This is a genomic window from Acinetobacter sp. CE-15 (assembly GCF_051059255.1).
In the GTDB taxonomy this organism is placed as follows: Bacteria; Pseudomonadota; Gammaproteobacteria; order Pseudomonadales; family Moraxellaceae; genus Acinetobacter; species Acinetobacter guillouiae.
The window spans coordinates 2148479-2165441 of the sequence record NZ_CP192737.1 but is presented as its reverse complement, the minus strand read 5'-3'; the positions used below and the strand labels follow the sequence as shown (position 1 = coordinate 2165441).

Annotated in this window: 12 protein-coding genes; 7 read left to right on the top strand and 5 right to left on the bottom strand. The window is 38.3% G+C overall.

The window, feature by feature from the left end:
* Positions 1-375: 375 nt before the first annotated feature.
* Positions 376-1302, bottom strand: coding sequence for a LysR family transcriptional regulator (locus ACQ7EO_RS09995; protein ID WP_004821871.1), 927 nt, complete (start codon positions 1300-1302; stop codon positions 376-378).
* 282 nt (positions 1303-1584) lie between these two features.
* Here ACQ7EO_RS09995 and catA point away from each other — a divergent pair, with 282 nt between their 5' ends.
* The 6 genes from catA to benE all read left to right on the top strand — a co-directional run bounded on the left by catA (position 1585) and on the right by benE (position 7716).
* Positions 1585-2505, top strand: coding sequence for a catechol 1,2-dioxygenase (gene catA, locus ACQ7EO_RS09990; RefSeq protein WP_004719897.1), 921 nt, complete (start codon positions 1585-1587; stop codon positions 2503-2505).
* A gap of 82 nt (positions 2506-2587) precedes the next feature.
* Positions 2588-3988 (top strand): benzoate 1,2-dioxygenase large subunit, encoded by a 1401-nt coding sequence (benA, locus tag ACQ7EO_RS09985; RefSeq protein WP_004719896.1) that lies wholly within the window; start codon positions 2588-2590, stop codon positions 3986-3988.
* On the top strand, positions 3985-4494 hold the full coding sequence (gene benB / locus ACQ7EO_RS09980) for a benzoate 1,2-dioxygenase small subunit (RefSeq protein ID WP_434279492.1): 510 nt from the start codon (positions 3985-3987) through the stop codon (positions 4492-4494). Before benA ends, benB begins: the two co-directional genes overlap by 4 nt.
* A gap of 106 nt (positions 4495-4600) precedes the next feature.
* Positions 4601-5617, top strand: a complete 1017-nt coding sequence (gene benC / locus ACQ7EO_RS09975; RefSeq protein ID WP_434279491.1) for a benzoate 1,2-dioxygenase electron transfer component BenC — start codon at positions 4601-4603, stop codon at positions 5615-5617.
* Between the two features lie 27 nt (positions 5618-5644).
* On the top strand, positions 5645-6430 hold the full coding sequence (benD, locus tag ACQ7EO_RS09970; RefSeq protein WP_303576882.1) for a benzoate diol dehydrogenase BenD: 786 nt from the start codon (positions 5645-5647) through the stop codon (positions 6428-6430).
* A gap of 59 nt (positions 6431-6489) precedes the next feature.
* A complete protein-coding gene (gene benE, locus ACQ7EO_RS09965; protein ID WP_434279490.1) occupies positions 6490-7716 on the top strand; it encodes a benzoate/H(+) symporter BenE in 1227 nt (408 codons plus the stop codon).
* A gap of 136 nt (positions 7717-7852) precedes the next feature.
* On the opposite strand, the gene ACQ7EO_RS09960 is transcribed toward benE, so the two are convergent.
* The 4 genes from ACQ7EO_RS09960 to ACQ7EO_RS09945 all read right to left on the bottom strand — a co-directional run bounded on the left by ACQ7EO_RS09960 (position 7853) and on the right by ACQ7EO_RS09945 (position 15070).
* A complete protein-coding gene (locus ACQ7EO_RS09960) occupies positions 7853-8830 on the bottom strand; it encodes a hypothetical protein (RefSeq protein WP_434279489.1) in 978 nt (325 codons plus the stop codon).
* A 561-nt stretch (positions 8831-9391) separates the two neighbouring features.
* A complete protein-coding gene (locus tag ACQ7EO_RS09955; protein WP_434279488.1) occupies positions 9392-10459 on the bottom strand; it encodes a PoNe immunity protein domain-containing protein in 1068 nt (355 codons plus the stop codon).
* A 4-nt stretch (positions 10460-10463) separates the two neighbouring features.
* Positions 10464-11996, bottom strand: a complete 1533-nt coding sequence (locus ACQ7EO_RS09950) for a hypothetical protein (RefSeq protein WP_419278589.1) — start codon at positions 11994-11996, stop codon at positions 10464-10466.
* The gene (locus tag ACQ7EO_RS09945) at positions 11993-15070 is read right to left on the bottom strand and encodes a type VI secretion system Vgr family protein (protein WP_434279487.1); all 3078 of its coding nucleotides are present in this window, start codon (positions 15068-15070) and stop codon (positions 11993-11995) included. The genes ACQ7EO_RS09950 and ACQ7EO_RS09945 overlap by 4 nt, the downstream gene beginning before the upstream one ends.
* 591 nt (positions 15071-15661) lie before the next feature.
* Between ACQ7EO_RS09945 and ACQ7EO_RS09940 the strand changes: the two genes are divergently transcribed.
* Entirely contained in the window at positions 15662-16960 is a 1299-nt protein-coding gene (locus ACQ7EO_RS09940) for an MFS transporter (RefSeq protein ID WP_004821900.1), read from the top strand.
* The last annotated feature ends 3 nt before the right edge of the window (positions 16961-16963 follow it).

Sequence of the window (16963 nt, the reverse complement as noted above, 5' to 3'; positions counted from 1 at the left end):
TCCATACCTTAAAAGTCGGTTTAATATTTTTTATTGAATAAACAATGGATTAAAAAGAATTAATAAAGAAATCGGGCTTTATATTTTCAATGATTTATTTTTTATTTTAATGATTATCTCGATATTTTTAGAGTATTAGAACCAATCAATCGACTTTTTCTGATTTTTCAATATGTTACTTTTCACGCAAAATAACATCTATAAATGACTTTTTATTCAATGCTTGAACTGAATGGATTTTTCATAAATCGAAAAAATGATCATATGGTGTGAATAAAATTGGTATTGAAAGTCCCTTCTCCCTTGGGGGAGAAGGCTAGGATGAGGGGGATTTTATGTTGATTTATGATTTAAAAAAGAACTTAGTAAAGAAGCCTAATATATCGTCGTAAAACTCGCACGATCATATTGAAAGCCTTCTAAATCATAAACCTGATAAATACAATCAAATAAAGACCGAATATTTTCACTTTCATCCATACAACGTATTGCCATAAAGATTGGGCTTTTTGCAGAGCTATCTAACAATGGGATATAGATTAAATTCGGCAATTGAATGGTTTTTGCACTCTCGGGCACAATACATACCCCTTCACCTGCAGCAACCAATCCCAAAGCCAGTTGAATTTCTCGAACTTCTTTTAGATTCTTAGGATCTAGACCATGCTCGGAAAACAGATGACGTACTTGAGTGGAAAAATTAGGCTTAGGATGACTTGGGTAGAGGAATAAGTTCTCATCTTCAATATCGGCAAAATAAGTGCCCTTAGAATCTGTAGCGAGATGATGACTGATATGGACAGCCAACATTAACGGCTCCTCTCGCAACAAAACTCGCCTAATGGCAGGATCAGAAATTCTTAAACGCCCAAATCCAACATCAATACGCCCCTCTTTAAGCGCCTGAATTTGATCTTTGGTACTCATTTCAATCAGCTCAATTTTTAAATGCGGCTGCTGTTGACGGAACATATAAACGATTTTGGGTAATAAACCATACAATAAAGAACCCACAAAACCCATGGTCACCGTTTTTTCGATCAAGCCAATTCGCTTAGTCATGGACTTTACTTCTTCGGCATTAGACAAAAGTTTAACAGCGTGTTGATAAAAAAATTGTCCCGCTTCTGTGGTTTTTAACGGACGGCTTCCACGTTCAAAAAGCGCGATACCCAATTCACCTTCAAGGTTTTGAATCTGTCTGCTCAGTGGAGGCTGAGCAATATAAAGCTTTTCTGCTGCTTTGGTAAAACTTTGTTCTTCTACAACAGCAACAAAATAGCGCAAATGCCTGAGTTCCATCTCAAACTCCATACCTTTAAGATATAAAAAAATGCAAATTTGATCTTAGACAGCGATCATCCATTCTTTTAAGGTATATCAAAAGCAAGATGTAAAGCAAGACTGTAAAATTTTTGATATTCACAGCCAGCCAAAGAATCCCATTCTGTTAGCCCAATGAATCACTTTTATCAGTTCCGGCTTTAAATCTCGCACATGAAGAACATGGAAAGTGGGCAGCAAAGTTTCAAACGATTTTTTTCGTATGCAATGCCAAACCACGCATACTGCAGGAGATCTAGTATGAACCGTCAAGAAATCGATACTTTGGTCAAACAAATGAATGTAGACACTGCAACAGGTGCAGTCGATACACGTGTACAACAAGTAGTGGTACGTTTATTAGCTGACTTGTTTCAAGCCATTGAAGATTTAGACATTTCACAAAGTGAATTATGGAAAGGCCTAGAATATTTTACCGATGCAGGTCAAGCCAATGAACTTGGTCTTTTAGCAGCGGGTTTAGGTTTGGAACATTATTTGGATTTACGTGCTGATGAAGCAGATGCAAAAGCAGGTATCACAGGTGGCACACCACGCACCATTGAAGGCCCATTATATGTCGCTGGTGCGCCTGAGTCCGTCGGCTTTTCTCGTATGGACGATGGTTCAGAGAGCGATAAAATCGACACCCTATTTATTGAAGGTACAGTCACTGACACAGATGGCAATCTTATCCCAAATGCTAAAGTTGAAATTTGGCATGCCAACAGTTTAGGTAATTATTCTTTCTTCGATAAATCGCAGTCAGATTTTAATCTACGCCGTAGCATATTGACTGATAGCAATGGTCAGTATGTTGCACAAACCACTATGCCCGTTGGCTATGGCTGTCCACCACAAGGGACGACTCAGTTTGTACTGAACAAATTAGGCCGCCATGGTAACCGCCCATCTCATGTGCATTATTTCGTATCTGCACCCGGCTATCGCAAATTAACCACACAATTCAACATCGAAGGTGATCAATACCTTTGGGATGATTTTGCTTTTGCAACACGTGATGGTTTAGTGGCAACAGCTATTGATATCAGTGATGAAGCTGAAATTGCCCGTCGTGGTCTCAACAAACCATTTAAACGCATTTCATTCAATGTAGCACTGGTAAAAGAACAATCTAAAGCACCGTCTACAGAAGTAGATCGTCGTCGCGCAAGCGCTTAAACCCACACGCACGGAACCGAAATGTTTGCACTATTGCAGCACTTCGGGGACTTCCTCTCATTTGGAAAGTCGGAGAACCCATATGCCACGTATTCCTGTTATAAATACCAGCCATCTTGATCGAATTGACGAACTTTTAGTCGATAATTTTGAAACGGGTGAATTTAAACTTCATCGTTCTGTTTTCACAGATCAAGCCCTTTTTGACCTAGAAATGAAATACATCTTTGAAGGCAACTGGGTTTACTTGGCACATGAAAGCCAAATTCCAAATAACAACGATTATTACACCACCACTATGGGGCGTCAGCCCATTATGATTGCGCGTAATCGCAATGGTGAATTAAATGCCATGATCAATGCGTGTTCACACCGTGGCGCACAGCTTTGTCGGCATAAGCGTGGTAATAAAGCGACTTATACATGCCCATTCCATGGATGGACATTTAATAACTCTGGGAAACTACTCAAAGTTAAAGATCCAAGTGATGCAGGTTATTCGGACTGCTTCAATAAAGAAGGTTCACACGACCTGAAAAAAGTAGCTCGTTTTGAAAGCTATAAAGGTTTCTTATTTGGCAGTTTAAATCCAGATGTACCAAGTTTAGAAGAATTTTTAGGTGAAACGACCAAAATCATTGACATGATTGTCGACCAATCTGAGCAAGGCTTAGAGGTTTTACGTGGTGCTTCAACCTATACCTATGAAGGTAACTGGAAACTGACTGCTGAAAATGGTGCAGATGGTTATCACGTTTCAGCTGTACATTGGAACTATGCAGCGACCACACAGCAACGTAAAGAAAAACAGCAAGAAAATGACAATGTACGTGCAATGAGTGCAGGTGCTTGGGGCAAACAAGGTGGCGGCTCATACGGTTTTGAGCATGGACACATGCTGTTATGGACTCAATGGGCAAACCCTGAAGATCGTCCTAATTATCCAAAAGCTGATGAGTACACTGAAAAATTCGGTGCGCCAATGTCGAAATGGATGATCGAACGTTCACGTAACTTATGCCTTTATCCAAATGTCTATTTCATGGATCAATTTGGTTCACAAATTCGTGTATTACGTCCAATTTCAGTTAATAAAACTGAAGTGACGATTTACTGTATTGCACCTGTAGGTGAAAGCCCTGAAGCACGTACACGACGTATTCGCCAATACGAAGATTTCTTTAATGCTTCTGGCATGGCAACGCCTGATGACCTTGAAGAATTCCGTGCTTGTCAAGCGGGTTATGCTGGTATTGAGCTTGAATGGAATGACATGTGCCGTGGATCAAAACACTGGATTCAAGGACCTGATGATGCGGCCAATGAAATTGGTTTAAAACCTAAACTGAGTGGTATTAAAACAGAAGATGAAGGCTTATATCTCGCCCAACATCAATACTGGTTAGAAATGATGAAACATGCCATTCAATCTGAAAAAAATCTTGCTCAACAAGAAACATCTCAGCAAGGAGCAACAGCATGAATACAACAGCAAACATCGATCAAGTTTCTTTAGAAAATATTGCGCAATTTCTCTACCGCGAAGCTCGTTTTTTAGATGATGAACAATGGGATCAATGGCTCGCCTGCTACTCACCCTCGGCATGTTTTTGGATGCCTGCTTGGGATGATGATGATCGTTTAACCGAAGATCCTCAGTCTGAAATCTCTTTGATTTATTACCCTGACCGTCAAGGTTTGGAAGACCGTGTTTTCCGGATTAAGACTGAACGTTCTTCAGCAACCATGCCTGATACACGCACTTGCCACAATATTAGCAATATTGAAATTATCGAAAGAGATGGTGACAAAGTCACAGTCCGCTTTAACTGGAATACGCTGAGCTTTCGTTACAAAAACAGTTATAGCTATTTTGGTATGTCTCGTTATGTCATCGACTTTTCTGCTACACAACCACAGATTCTGAATAAATATGTGGTGCTAAAAAATGACTACATCAACCAAGTCATCGATATTTACCACCTCTAATTTTTTCTCTCGAGTTGTGTAAAAAATTAGAGGTGTTTGCTTTAGCCAAATGGAAAGTTGGCTAAAGCACTCAAAAGTTTTAAAGATTTTTATAGGATTTTCAGCCATGTCAAACCACAATGTTGCTCTTCAATTTGAAGATGGCGTAACGCGTTTTATCTCAGTTACACAAGGTGAAACTTTATCTGATGCAGCATATCGCCAGAAAATCAATATTCCTTTAGATTGCCGTGATGGTGCTTGCGGTACATGTCGTGCTTTTTGTGAATCTGGTTCGTTTGACATGCCTGAGGAAAGTTATATTGAAGATGCTTTAACACCAGAAGAGGCTGAACAAGGCTATATCTTGGCCTGCCAATGTAGACCTTCTTCTGATGCCGTATTCCAGATTCAAGCTTCATCTGAAGTATGCAAAACCGAAATTCATGCATTTCAAGGCACATTATCTCGTGTGGAAAAGCTCTCTGATTCCACCATCACTTTCGATATTCAATTAGATGAAGGTCAGCCCGATATTAATTTTCTTGCAGGTCAGTATGTCAATGTGGCAATTCCACAAACCACTGAAACGCGCTCTTATTCATTTAGTTCAAAACCCGGAAATCGCTTAACAGGCTTTGTGGTACGTAATGTTCCAAATGGAAAGATGAGTGACTTTTTAAGTGCAAATGCCAAAGCGGGCGACAAAATGACCTTTACTGGTCCATTTGGAAGTTTTTACCTTCGTAATGTAGTTCGCCCTGTCGTTATGTTGGCAGGCGGTACAGGTATTGCACCATTTATGTCGATGTTACAAGTGCTTGAAGACAAAGGCTCACAACACCCTGTACGTTTAGTATTTGGTGTGACCAATGACTTTGACCTTGTGGCACTTGAAAAGCTCAATGAACTGCAAAATAAACTGCCATGGTTTGAATACCGCACAGTCGTTGCACATGCTGAATCAACACATGAACGCAAAGGTTATGTGACAGGTCATATTGACAATGACTGGTTAAATGGCGGTGACGTCGATGTTTATTTATGTGGCCCTGTTCCTATGGTTGAAGCTGTTCGAGGCTGGTTGGATACTGAAGGGATTAAACCGGCAAACTTCTTATTTGAGAAATTCTCTGCAAACTAAAATCGTACTGTTCAGGAGCTGAGAAGAATGTCAGATCGCCAAAGATTTAAAAATAAAGTTGTCATTGTTACCGGTGCCGCACAAGGTATTGGTCGTGGTGTCGCCCTACAAGTGGCAGCGGAAGGTGCGCATGTGGTTATGGCCGATCGTTCAGAATATGTCGAAGACGTGCTTGTTGAAATTAACAAAACTGGCGGTGATGCAATCACCGTCAATGCAGATCTGGAAACTTTAGCGGGTGCTCAAGCTGTCGTTGCTAAAGCCATTGAACACTATAACCGTGTTGATATTTTAATTAACAATGTCGGTGGTGCAATTTGGATGAAACCGTTTCAAGCGTTTTCTGAAGAAGAAATCATCAAAGAAGTGCATCGCTCACTATTTCCAACCTTATGGTGTTGTCGAGCAGTCCTGCCCGAAATGATCAAAAATCAAAAAGGTACCATTGTTAATGTATCCTCTATTGCAACATGCGGTATTCATCGAGTGCCCTATTCAGCCTCAAAAGGTGGTGTAAATGGTCTAACTACAGCACTTGCATTTGAACATGCCAAAGATGGTATCCGGGTTAATGCTGTTGCGACTGGCGGTACAGAAGCACCGCCACGTAAAGTCCCGCGCAATACTACGGCATTGACCAAAAATGAAAAACAATGGATGCAAGATGTGGTAGATCAAACCATTGATCGTACTTTTATGGGCCGTTATGGTTCGATTCAGGAACAGGTCAATGCAATATTATTTCTTGCCTCTGATGAATCCTCTTATATGACAGGTACTATTGTCCCTGTAGGTGGTGGTGATCAGGGTTAAAACTGGTTTCTTTTTATATAGCAGGATCATTGAAATTCAATGCATGGAGGCTTTGCCCAATGGCATCCCTGTTCAAAACATTAAAACAAGATTGGTCTTTATCAGCGACAGTTGCAGGATTTTTAGCTGTACTGATTTCTTATGCAGGACCAATGATCATTTTTTTTCAGGCCGCTCAACAAGCCAATGTTTCCTCAACCATGATGGCATCATGGATCTGGGGGAGCTCTATTGGTGCGGCAATCACTGGAATCATTTTATCCATTAAGTTTAAAACGCCGATTATTACCGCATGGTCAGCACCTGGAACGGCGCTCTTGGTGGCTTTATTTCCGCATATTTCCCTCAATGAAGTTGTTGCAGCCTATATTACTTCTGCAATCATTATTTTTATCATTGGGATTACTGGTTCTTTTGACAAACTTTTAAAATGGATACCACAAGGACTGGCAGCAGGAATGATGGCTGGAATTCTGTTCCAGTTTGGTTTAGGTCTGTTTAAAGCTACTGACACAATGCCCTATGTGGTTTTTGGTATGCTACTCTGCTTTTTACTGGCGAAACGCTTTTCACCTCGCTATGCCATAATTTGGGTATTATTTTCAGGGATTGTGCTCAGTTTTATCTTTGGAAAAATCAATCCAGTACCAATGGATTTTTCATTGGCAGTTCCTGTTCTGATCAGTCCAGAATGGACCTGGTCTTCTACATTGAATCTTGCAATTCCACTTACAATTGTCAGTTTAACGGGTCAGTTCTTGCCGGGTATGGCAATTCTCAAACTGAATCATTACGATACACCTGCTAAACCGATTTTAAGCATAGCCAGTATCACCTCTATTGCTGTAGCGTTTACTGGTGGAATCACGATTGTGTTAGCAGCGATTACTGCTGCGCTTTGCACGGGTAAAGATTCACATGAATTGAAAGAAAAACGCTATATCGCAGGTATTGCAAATGGCATCTTCTATATTTTAGGGGGATTATTTGCAGGCAGTTTGGTGATGCTATTTAGCATACTTCCCAAAGAGTTGATTGCGGCACTTGCTGGATTGGCCTTACTCGGAGCGATTACCACCAATCTTGGTATTGCAATGAAAGATGAAACACAACGAGATGCTGCCATCATTACTTTTCTTGCCACTGTATCAGGTATGCATTTTTTAGGATTTAGTTCGGTTTTCTGGGGAATTTGTATTGGCATGATCGCACACTTGATTTTAACTCGACAACAATCAAAGGCTGCCATTCCAACTCCAGTACAAGACTCACCGCAAAGTCAATAAACCAGCATAATCACTTAATAATCAGTATAAAATCCCATGCAGTTCGATGGGATTTTTCTATCATGACATATTAAGGAATATAACTAAGTTTCGCTTTATGAAAGCGCCATTTCTTGCAGTTAAATCTTAAAATATTTCACTGTAGTTTATTAGTGATTTCTAAATACCAAATCGTTTCACTCCAATCACTATTTTCAATTTTTGGAAAAATTTCTCCTTGTTCAAAATAACGAGATTGAGATTTGTTTGCTGGACTCCACCAATATCCTGATCTTGGGCAACTTTGGCTTGATAAGGCCTTTATATTTTCAACATCCAAAGAATTATCTGAACCACCTTCATCAGCAATTCTTTCAATTAATATCCAATTCACTTCAGCATACAATGTTTCATATGTGTCTGGATCAACCCCGATTGGTACTACACTTCCCCACCCTCTATCCTCTTCTTTGCTTGAAGCTATAAACTCAATCCGCTTCTGGTCTTCTTTGCAAATATAAATCCCTGTCGTTTTTACTTTCTCATTAGATTTAACGGTTATTTCAAAATTTATCCGATATATTGGATAAGAGTTTGGTAAATCAACATCAATTCCTTGAAATATAGCTGCTTCTGGAAATTCGGCTTCAAGAAAACCCATATCCCAATTTTTTGGGTAAGAATTTCTAATAATTGAGGCATATCGATTTGTGATTGAATAATAATCCCAACATTGTCGTACTTTATCGTTAGGTAGATCATCCATCCAATGTGGAGAAAATTCACTTAGACCTTTGTCATTCGAACGAATTTCCCCCACACAATTTAGATAAGTAAAATCACCTGATTTTATTTTTATATAAGCATATTCTATCCGATCCATCGTGGACCTAAAGTTTGGTAAGACTGTACCACCCCAATTAATATCTGCACGTTCAGGTAAAGGAAAATCTCTTAAGTTATAAGGAAGATTATGCATATATATTTCAAATAATTCTTCTAAACCATCTAAAAATTTACGATGATTATTACGTACAATTTCAAAAAAATACAAAGCGCTAAATTGTTCAAGTAAATAGGCTTCTTTCGGACTAAATGTATAAAAACTGCTTGGATTTGGTTTTTTGTCCCTCAACTGCAAATATACTTTCGCACAATCATTTTTAATCTCTGGTTTTTTAATACAAAGCTCTTCACTTTCCCCAAAAGCAATAAGACTAAGAGAATAATGTTTTTAAATAATTCTTCATAAACTACAATCAGGAGAACCCCAATTATTGGTAGGATAACCATCAGTAATACATAGTTTTTACTTAACCAAAAATAAATACCTAATCTTAAAATTAACCCTGTGCTCAATCCACCATAAAGATATGATGAGTAAATTTGAAGTTTTTGAAAGTTAAAGTAATAACATACTCGATAGAAGCAGAGAGTGATTAAGCTAAAAACTAATATTGTGAGTACACTAAAGTGAGAAAAACTAAGTAATCCCGCTAAGAAAAAGATAAAACTAATCATGAGTTTTATCCTTCAGATTTTAAAGTATGAATACAATGAATATTATAATAATGCATCATCACTTTCGATTAGTTACTTCAAAATTAAGCATAATTATCATATGTAATTCTTTACTATTTTATTCTAACTAAAAAGAAAACCATCTTTTTATGGATGGTTTTACTAACTTAAAGTTTTATTCCTCACCATCAAAATACCAATATACTTCACCCCAATCAGTTTCTGATAATGTTGGTAATATTTCACCTTGTGTGAAGTAAGGTCGTGTATCAGGTTGAGCGGGAGTCGTCCAATAACCAGTTTTGGAACATTTCTCTCCACCTTTTACTTTAATTCGTTCAATTATTATTTCAGCTGTTGGATTCTCAGCTTGTTTTCTAGCAAAATCAACCAAGTCTTTTGGGTAGAACTGATGTTCTCGATAGATTGTATCATCGATATTTAATAACCATGTTACTGCAGCAGCTTCCCATGACCAATAACCATAATAACTTCGTCCTGATCTTAGATCAGTTTCAGGATGTTGTTCATAATAGGGTTCACGACGACTAGCATCGTACCAATCTTCTAAATATTGCAACATAAGTTCAGGACGTTTACCCTCTTCTGCGTCAAACACCTTGATTAATTTTCGATAAGGTAAATGTCGCCTTGCTTCAGTTGGTGGAACGCCTCTATCAGAAATAAAAGGGGCAACTAAACGCTCAATTAAGCCATCTTTTTCTTGTCCTTCTGGCACAGCCTCTGTGTAATCTATAATTGGTATTACGCGACCCATTTGATCTGCATAACCAGTCAATAAACCAAAACAAATCAAACGGAATGCTATATACCAATAATCCTCTGTATTTAAAGCAATATGCCATACAAATCGCCCATCAGCATCAGGACTCAAATTATAGAGATGACTTGTTTCTGCGTATTCTTCAGTCCAATGAAGTAAATAAGGATAAAGTTCTTTTATAAAATCTATATCACCCCCAGCTGAATATTGCAAAGAAATTAAGTCTAAAGTATCTATAATTCGTCTTCTACCAGCTGCAATATATCCACCAAATTTAGAATCATTTTTATAATTGCTAAAACCATCTGTAACGGAATAAATCCCATTTACAAATGTTTCAAATCTTTTATGATACATTCTTTGTTCAAGCAAACTATCCCTAAACAGGTTTGTATCTTTTATTTCTAAATTTAACCATTTTTGCCAATCTATTGTTTGATCATTCACTGTTATTGACATTATTTTATCGCTCCAACATGTCATTTGGTAAAACAAATTCTAATTTAATGCCATGTGCAGTTACAGTTCTAGTGCATTTAGGTTTATTCAGTCCTTTACATTTTTCATGATGGTCAAATTTATCACCTGTAATAGTAACCAAGCTTCTATCATAAGGGCACCTTATAGCAACAGATCTACCTAGCTTCTTTTCTGCTGACACTTTAAATTGTACTCGTTCCCATGCTTCGATATCATCAAGCAGATTATCGTGTGCTGATACTATTTTTGATGAACCAATTTTTCGAGAAATCCACAAATGTGACATCTGAACACCATCACTTACTGTAGTGCCTACAGTGTTCTTAACTTTATAATCTTGATCTGTAGACATATAAACATCTAACCCCATTTTTAACGCCATCATTGCGGCTTTGGGTGTCATTAATGCTCTATGACTTAGAGCATTAGTAGCTTTACTGTCTGTTACACGATACTTATGCCCCAATCTTGAGCTATGCCAAACATGATCTATACCATTGTGACCATCATCATGATATTCATAAAGCACGCCATCATGATTGATTTTAGTTCGACTCTTCATACGTCTTACATAGTAGTAATCCGTGATATGCTCACCACCTGAACCCAACTCCTTATTTGATCTTTTTCTTCTTTTCAATTGCTTTCGGCGATTTGAAGTATTTTTCCTACCTGGGCTTACTCTATTACCACCTGTATTTTTAGGTACACTCCCATTTTGTGGTGTTTTAGGTGCTGGTTTTTCATTCGGTTTTCTTGAACTTTTAGGTGCTGGCGTTGATGGTGTTTTTGCCTTTGGAGTTGGGGTAGGAGTTGCAGGTGTTTTAGCCTGTGCTACTGGTGTAGGTGCTGGCGTTTTTGTAACAATTGGAGCTTTTGCAGTGGTATTTGGATAAGGGGTTGCAATTGCTTTTGCATGAGCAGCTTGCATTTCTTTCATCACCATCTCAATTTTTTGATTGGCAACTCTTTTCATTTGATTTAATTGGGTCACTAAGGTCTTTAATCTTGCATTACCCAATACCGCCCGAGTCATCCAACTGTCAAAAACATCAATTAAACCATCAATCATTTTGTTACTTGTATTTTGTAATTCTTTTGTGTAAGCATTCCAATTTAAATTCCTGAACCATTTATCTACATTCCCTCGCATAGTCTTACTTGGGATTGCATCTAAAATTGCGCCCATCGCTTTACCTGAGCGTAATTGCTTAAAAACAATTTTTAAGCCATCACCAGCTACAGGAACAAAAGCTACTAGGTTAAATACCAAATCAAACCAATTATCTTTATCTTCTGGCTTTTCAGCAATTTTTATGACCGAAACGATAACATTCCCGACATCGACCCCTTGGCCTACAAAAGGAATACAACCAATCACCACTGCAACAATGATTTGTGCAGGACTTGAACCACTTCCATCAAGCACACCTTTGATCCATTGAGCTGCTGACTCTTCACCTTTAGCAGTGACTCTTACAGTTTGTGAGGTTGCTTTCGCTACAGCAGTATTCATTTTTCATCTCCTAGTTCTAATCTAGAAGTTGAATCATTGGTTAATAATATTTCCTCTAAATCATCAGCTATTTCGTCATTGTGATTATTTTCTTGCCCTAGTAATTGTTCTTCATAATCACCAACATGATCATCATACTCAATAGTATCCCCATTAATCATACTTTCAATTTCATCAGGAAAATAATCATCCAACAATGCATCTAATTCTTGTTGATTGTATTGTTCTATTAGTTGTTCTGCTTCAGTTATGCTCATCACTTTTTTATCTTTAAATGGATTATCTACTTTCTCTTTATCAGGCTTTGCCTCAACACTACTAAAACCATAATAAACTTTTGGCTGTATTTTATCGCCTGGGATAGTGACCTTGGCATATCCACCAGCATCCAATATACCTTCTAGAGAAGAACCATCAGAAAAAATAAGATTAAAAGGCGCCTGTGCCACGGGTTTTAAATCCTCATAAACATATTTTAGTTCCAATTCCTTTGGCAATACGTTAATTGTAGGTAAGACAGGTACGATTGCAGATAAATTGCTACCTCCTTTCAAAACATGCTGCCCCGCCTTACTCTCAAACAAACCACCAGTAGTGGCAAACACACCTGAGCCATTGATTCTTAATTCTGAGGTATCTGCAACTAATCTAATCTCTTTAGGGCTAGTAATATAGATTGCATCTTCAGTTGAAATGATTTGAATCCCTTTACGTGCAATCAAATCAGCCCCATCTCCTTGAGCTTGTATTTCGACCTTGCCTTTACCTGCGTAGAATCTGGCACCTTCCTGTGCTGCAAACAAACTGATTTTACTTTGTGCATGAGCTAACAAGTTCTTTTGAGTACTTAGGTTAATACTATCGCCTGCACTGTGACTAATTTGACCATCTGCTGAAAGATGTACATCTTCATTGCTTGCAAGGGCGATTGAATTGGGTGAAGTCAAAATCATTAAAGCTTGTTTAAATGCTTTTGCCTTAGTTTCGCTTTGCTGTTCGATTTGTTCAATAAACTGCTTAAGATCATCTAGAATTTCTAAAGGGTCGGTTTGTTGATTTTTAGCGACTTCACTTAACGCTTTTGAATTATTCAAACCAGATTCAAGTTGTGATTTGGTCTCTTGTGCATCAAGATGATGACCACTTGCTGAATCTTGCGAATAGGTAGAAAGCAATAAGCCTTGTTTAGCTCTAAGCGCTCCCCACTGATCAGTACGCAATTCAAAGCCTTCACCACGTCCCTCACTGGTGTCAGTTTCTTTAGGATGACTGAGATTACCTAAATTCAGCTGGCTTGCTGAATGACTACTTTGCAGTTGGACGCTGATTTGTCCTGTACTATCATCAAATCTCAGTTGGTTGTAGCCACTCCCTTTATATTCCTTACTTTTTATCCCTGCTAATTTTTTAGTATCTGGCAATTTGCCTTTATGATCAAATTTGGTGGGATGACGTTGTGCTTCATGAATTCGCCCCACGACATACGGTCGATCGATATTGCCATCAAAGAAATTAATGACCACAATTTCTCCAATACGAGGCAAGAATCGTGCACCATAGCCTTCTCCTGCCCAAGGCGTCAGTACATAGACCCAAGCCGAATCTGTATCATTGTCATTTGAACCTGCACCGCCATCATGGGTGTGGTCTTCATTTCGAGTGAACAAGAAGCGTACTTTGATACGTCCCCATTCATCGACATGAATTTCCTCGCCATCCATCCCGACAACTTTTGCTCGTTGTGGATGTGTGGTAGGTCGTTGTTGCAGTAGGTTGTATTCAGGAACAATGTCGATGCTTCGACGTTGCAATACAAGCTGATTGGCTTGACGTTCATCTTTGTTATTGGTGATGATATTGTTCAATTGCCAATGACTTTGTGTAAGTAATGCTGTCACTTGATCATTCAGGTCTTTAGGCAAGTTGTTCTGATTATAGAATGTCTTTGAGGTGATCAAAAATTCTTTGTCTGCACCTGAATGCTGATCTATTTCAGGATGTTCATTAAATTCAAACCAATACCCCACATATGCATCTCTTACTGTAGAAATAGCAGTAAATTTTTTGGCTTGTAGATCGAAATATTTACTCAAGTTTTCATTGAGCTTTTCAATTTGGACATGACCAGATTTGGTTACACCATCTTCACCTTTTAAGTCCTGTATCCATGCAGGACTGACATGAAATGCCTGTTCTAAAGCTAAACTTGCCACATTCTGATTGTCTGAATGCTTATGTTTGGTAAGAACTGAACCTGCACCTTCTTCTTGTTCTAAAGCATCCGCTTGCCATCTTTGTACATGTACAGCCGTAGGCTGAATGGAACGTAAACCAGTAAATGCCGTTATGCTATCTTGTCTTTCTACAGCACTGCTACGGTGAAAACGGATACTACGGCGATCTAGTGCTTTGTATTGCGCATTATGATCGATTAGGCGTAGTTTCTGTGGTTGAATCTGCTCTGAAGAACTAGAAACTTTATGCTGTGCTTCATCGGCTAAGAAACTTATCCCTTCAGAAGCCAATAACCGTTGAATAAAGTCAAAATCGCGCTCATTGCTCTGCATGATGAATGGTCGGACATCATAGTCTTTGGTTAAGGCTGTTTTGTCCAAAGTCAGGCTTGAAGCAAACAATGGACTTCGCTCTCGCCATTCTTGAAATAGAACCTCCACAACTTGAACAACAGATTTATTCATAAACACTCTGGAGTTTCTACGATATTTCCAAAGCGCTGTGGGGTCTTCAACTGTAAGGCGATAAATTGTAAGAGAACCGTCACTGGCACCTACATCGGCTTTGGTTACGATCCCTGAAATTCGATTCAGCTCAGATTTGTCATTAACAATATCTACGGCCACTTGGCTACCAATAAAGCTTTTTAGAGCAATGCTTGCTGATGTAGATAGACAAGTTAATTGTAGGCTAAGGCCTAAGTTAAGTGTATGTGTCCCATCAATACGTTGCAGTAAAACTTGATCATTTAAAGATGAATTTGAAAATAGAACATGGATCGCACGTTTTTGCGTACCACGTCCCAGTTGCTCTAAAGCAGTGTAAATATTGTTAGACATAGTTTATTATTTAATTTTAGAATGTGATGAATTATACTAAAAAGCTTAATAAAATGTCTAGACAGGCTTGTCTACAGCCGCTTTTAAAACGGCAAATTGTGTCTCATTTTGTTTCAACGTGTTAAGTCAATTATGCCGATAATCAATCTGCCCTTGGGTCATTTGAAAATATTCTTGTATTTTCTTTCTCTCTAATTTGTCTCATTCGAATTGATGTGATTTCACCCAATCGTAATTAGATATTTTTTCTCAACTACAATACCGAATACTTTTCGATGGTTCTTTTCATTTAACTTAAATCATAAGTAAATCTATCTAAAACCAAGTTTGATAATTATTTATTTTTTTCATTTTTACAATATGCAATTAATCAATAAATTCTCATATTACGCAAATTAAAACAAGAACATTCGTGCATTAATTTATAGATATAGCTGTATTAAGCTGTGTATTTTTTGTACCAATACCGTATTTGTATAATCGTTTAATCTTAAAATCAAAATGCAAAATCCAAACAGTTTGAAATGCAAAAAATTTGATTTTTCACATTTTCAAGACATAAAAACCGTAGCAGCATAATAAGGATATTTTATGACTGAAACACATATTTATCAGCCACATGAAAAACGTAATCGTGTCATGGCTATCGTTGGGGCTGCTTCTGGTAACTTGGTGGAATGGTTTGATTTCTATATTTATGCAGCATTCGCAACCTATTTCACCCATGCATTAACCGCTCCAGATATGGATGACTCCACAAAAGCAATTTATGTGTGGGGCGTCTTTGCTGCTAGTTTTTTCATGCGGCCCATAGGCAGTTGGCTCTTTGGCTGGATTGGCGATACCTATGGACGTAAAAAATCCATGATCATTTCTATTACCTTAATGGCGATCAGTTCATTTTTATTTGCAGCACTCCCGACTTATGATCAAGTCGGTATGGCAGCACCATTTCTATTATTGGCTGTACGTCTGTTACAAGGACTTTCAGTAGGTGGTGAGTATGGTACTGTTGCGACCTATATGAGCGAGGTTGCTTTAAAAGGTCAACGAGGATTCTATTCCTCTTTTCAGTACGTCACGCTGTCTGGTGGACAACTTTTAGCAAGCCTTTTAGGCGTGATTATGTTGGCCCTTATGTCTAAAGAACAATTAATGGATGGTGGCTGGCGTATTCCATTTGTTATTGGTGGTGTCGTTGCCATTCTTTCATTCTTTGCACGTCGACATTTAAAAGAAACCTTATCTGAAGATGATAGTGCAAAAGAGGGTTCAGGCAGTTTAAAAGAATTACTCAGCAAGAACTGGAATACTTTCCTACTGGTTGTTGGTTATACCTCTGCGGGTTCATTGTGTTTTTATATCATCACAGTATATTCAAAAACCTATATCACCAGCCTTGGTTTTGCTGATAAAACGGTCGGCTATATGATGACCATTGCCCTATTTGTATTTATGTGTGCGCAACCTTTGTTCGGGATGCTGGCAGATCGAATCGGTCGTCGTGCTTCAATGATGCTCTTTAGTAGCAGCTGTGCCATTTTTATCTATCCTGTCATGGTCATTGCAATGCCATACTTTAGTGGTTCAGCTTTTATCGTGACATTATTACTGATCTTCTTAATGATGTTACTCAGTTTCTATACCTCGATTAGTGGTTTAGTTAAAGCAGAAATGTTCCCACCACATATTCGAGCCTTGGGGGTTGGTTTTGCCTATGCTGTCGGTAATGCAATCTTTGGTGGATCTGCACCTGCTGTTGCATTAAAGTTAAAAGATCTTGGTCATGAGAACAGCTTCTTTGTTTACGTGATTGTCATGCTAATTATTTGTCTTTTCTGTAGCATGCAACTCCCTAAACAGCCGAAATATTTACACCATGATCATTAAGCT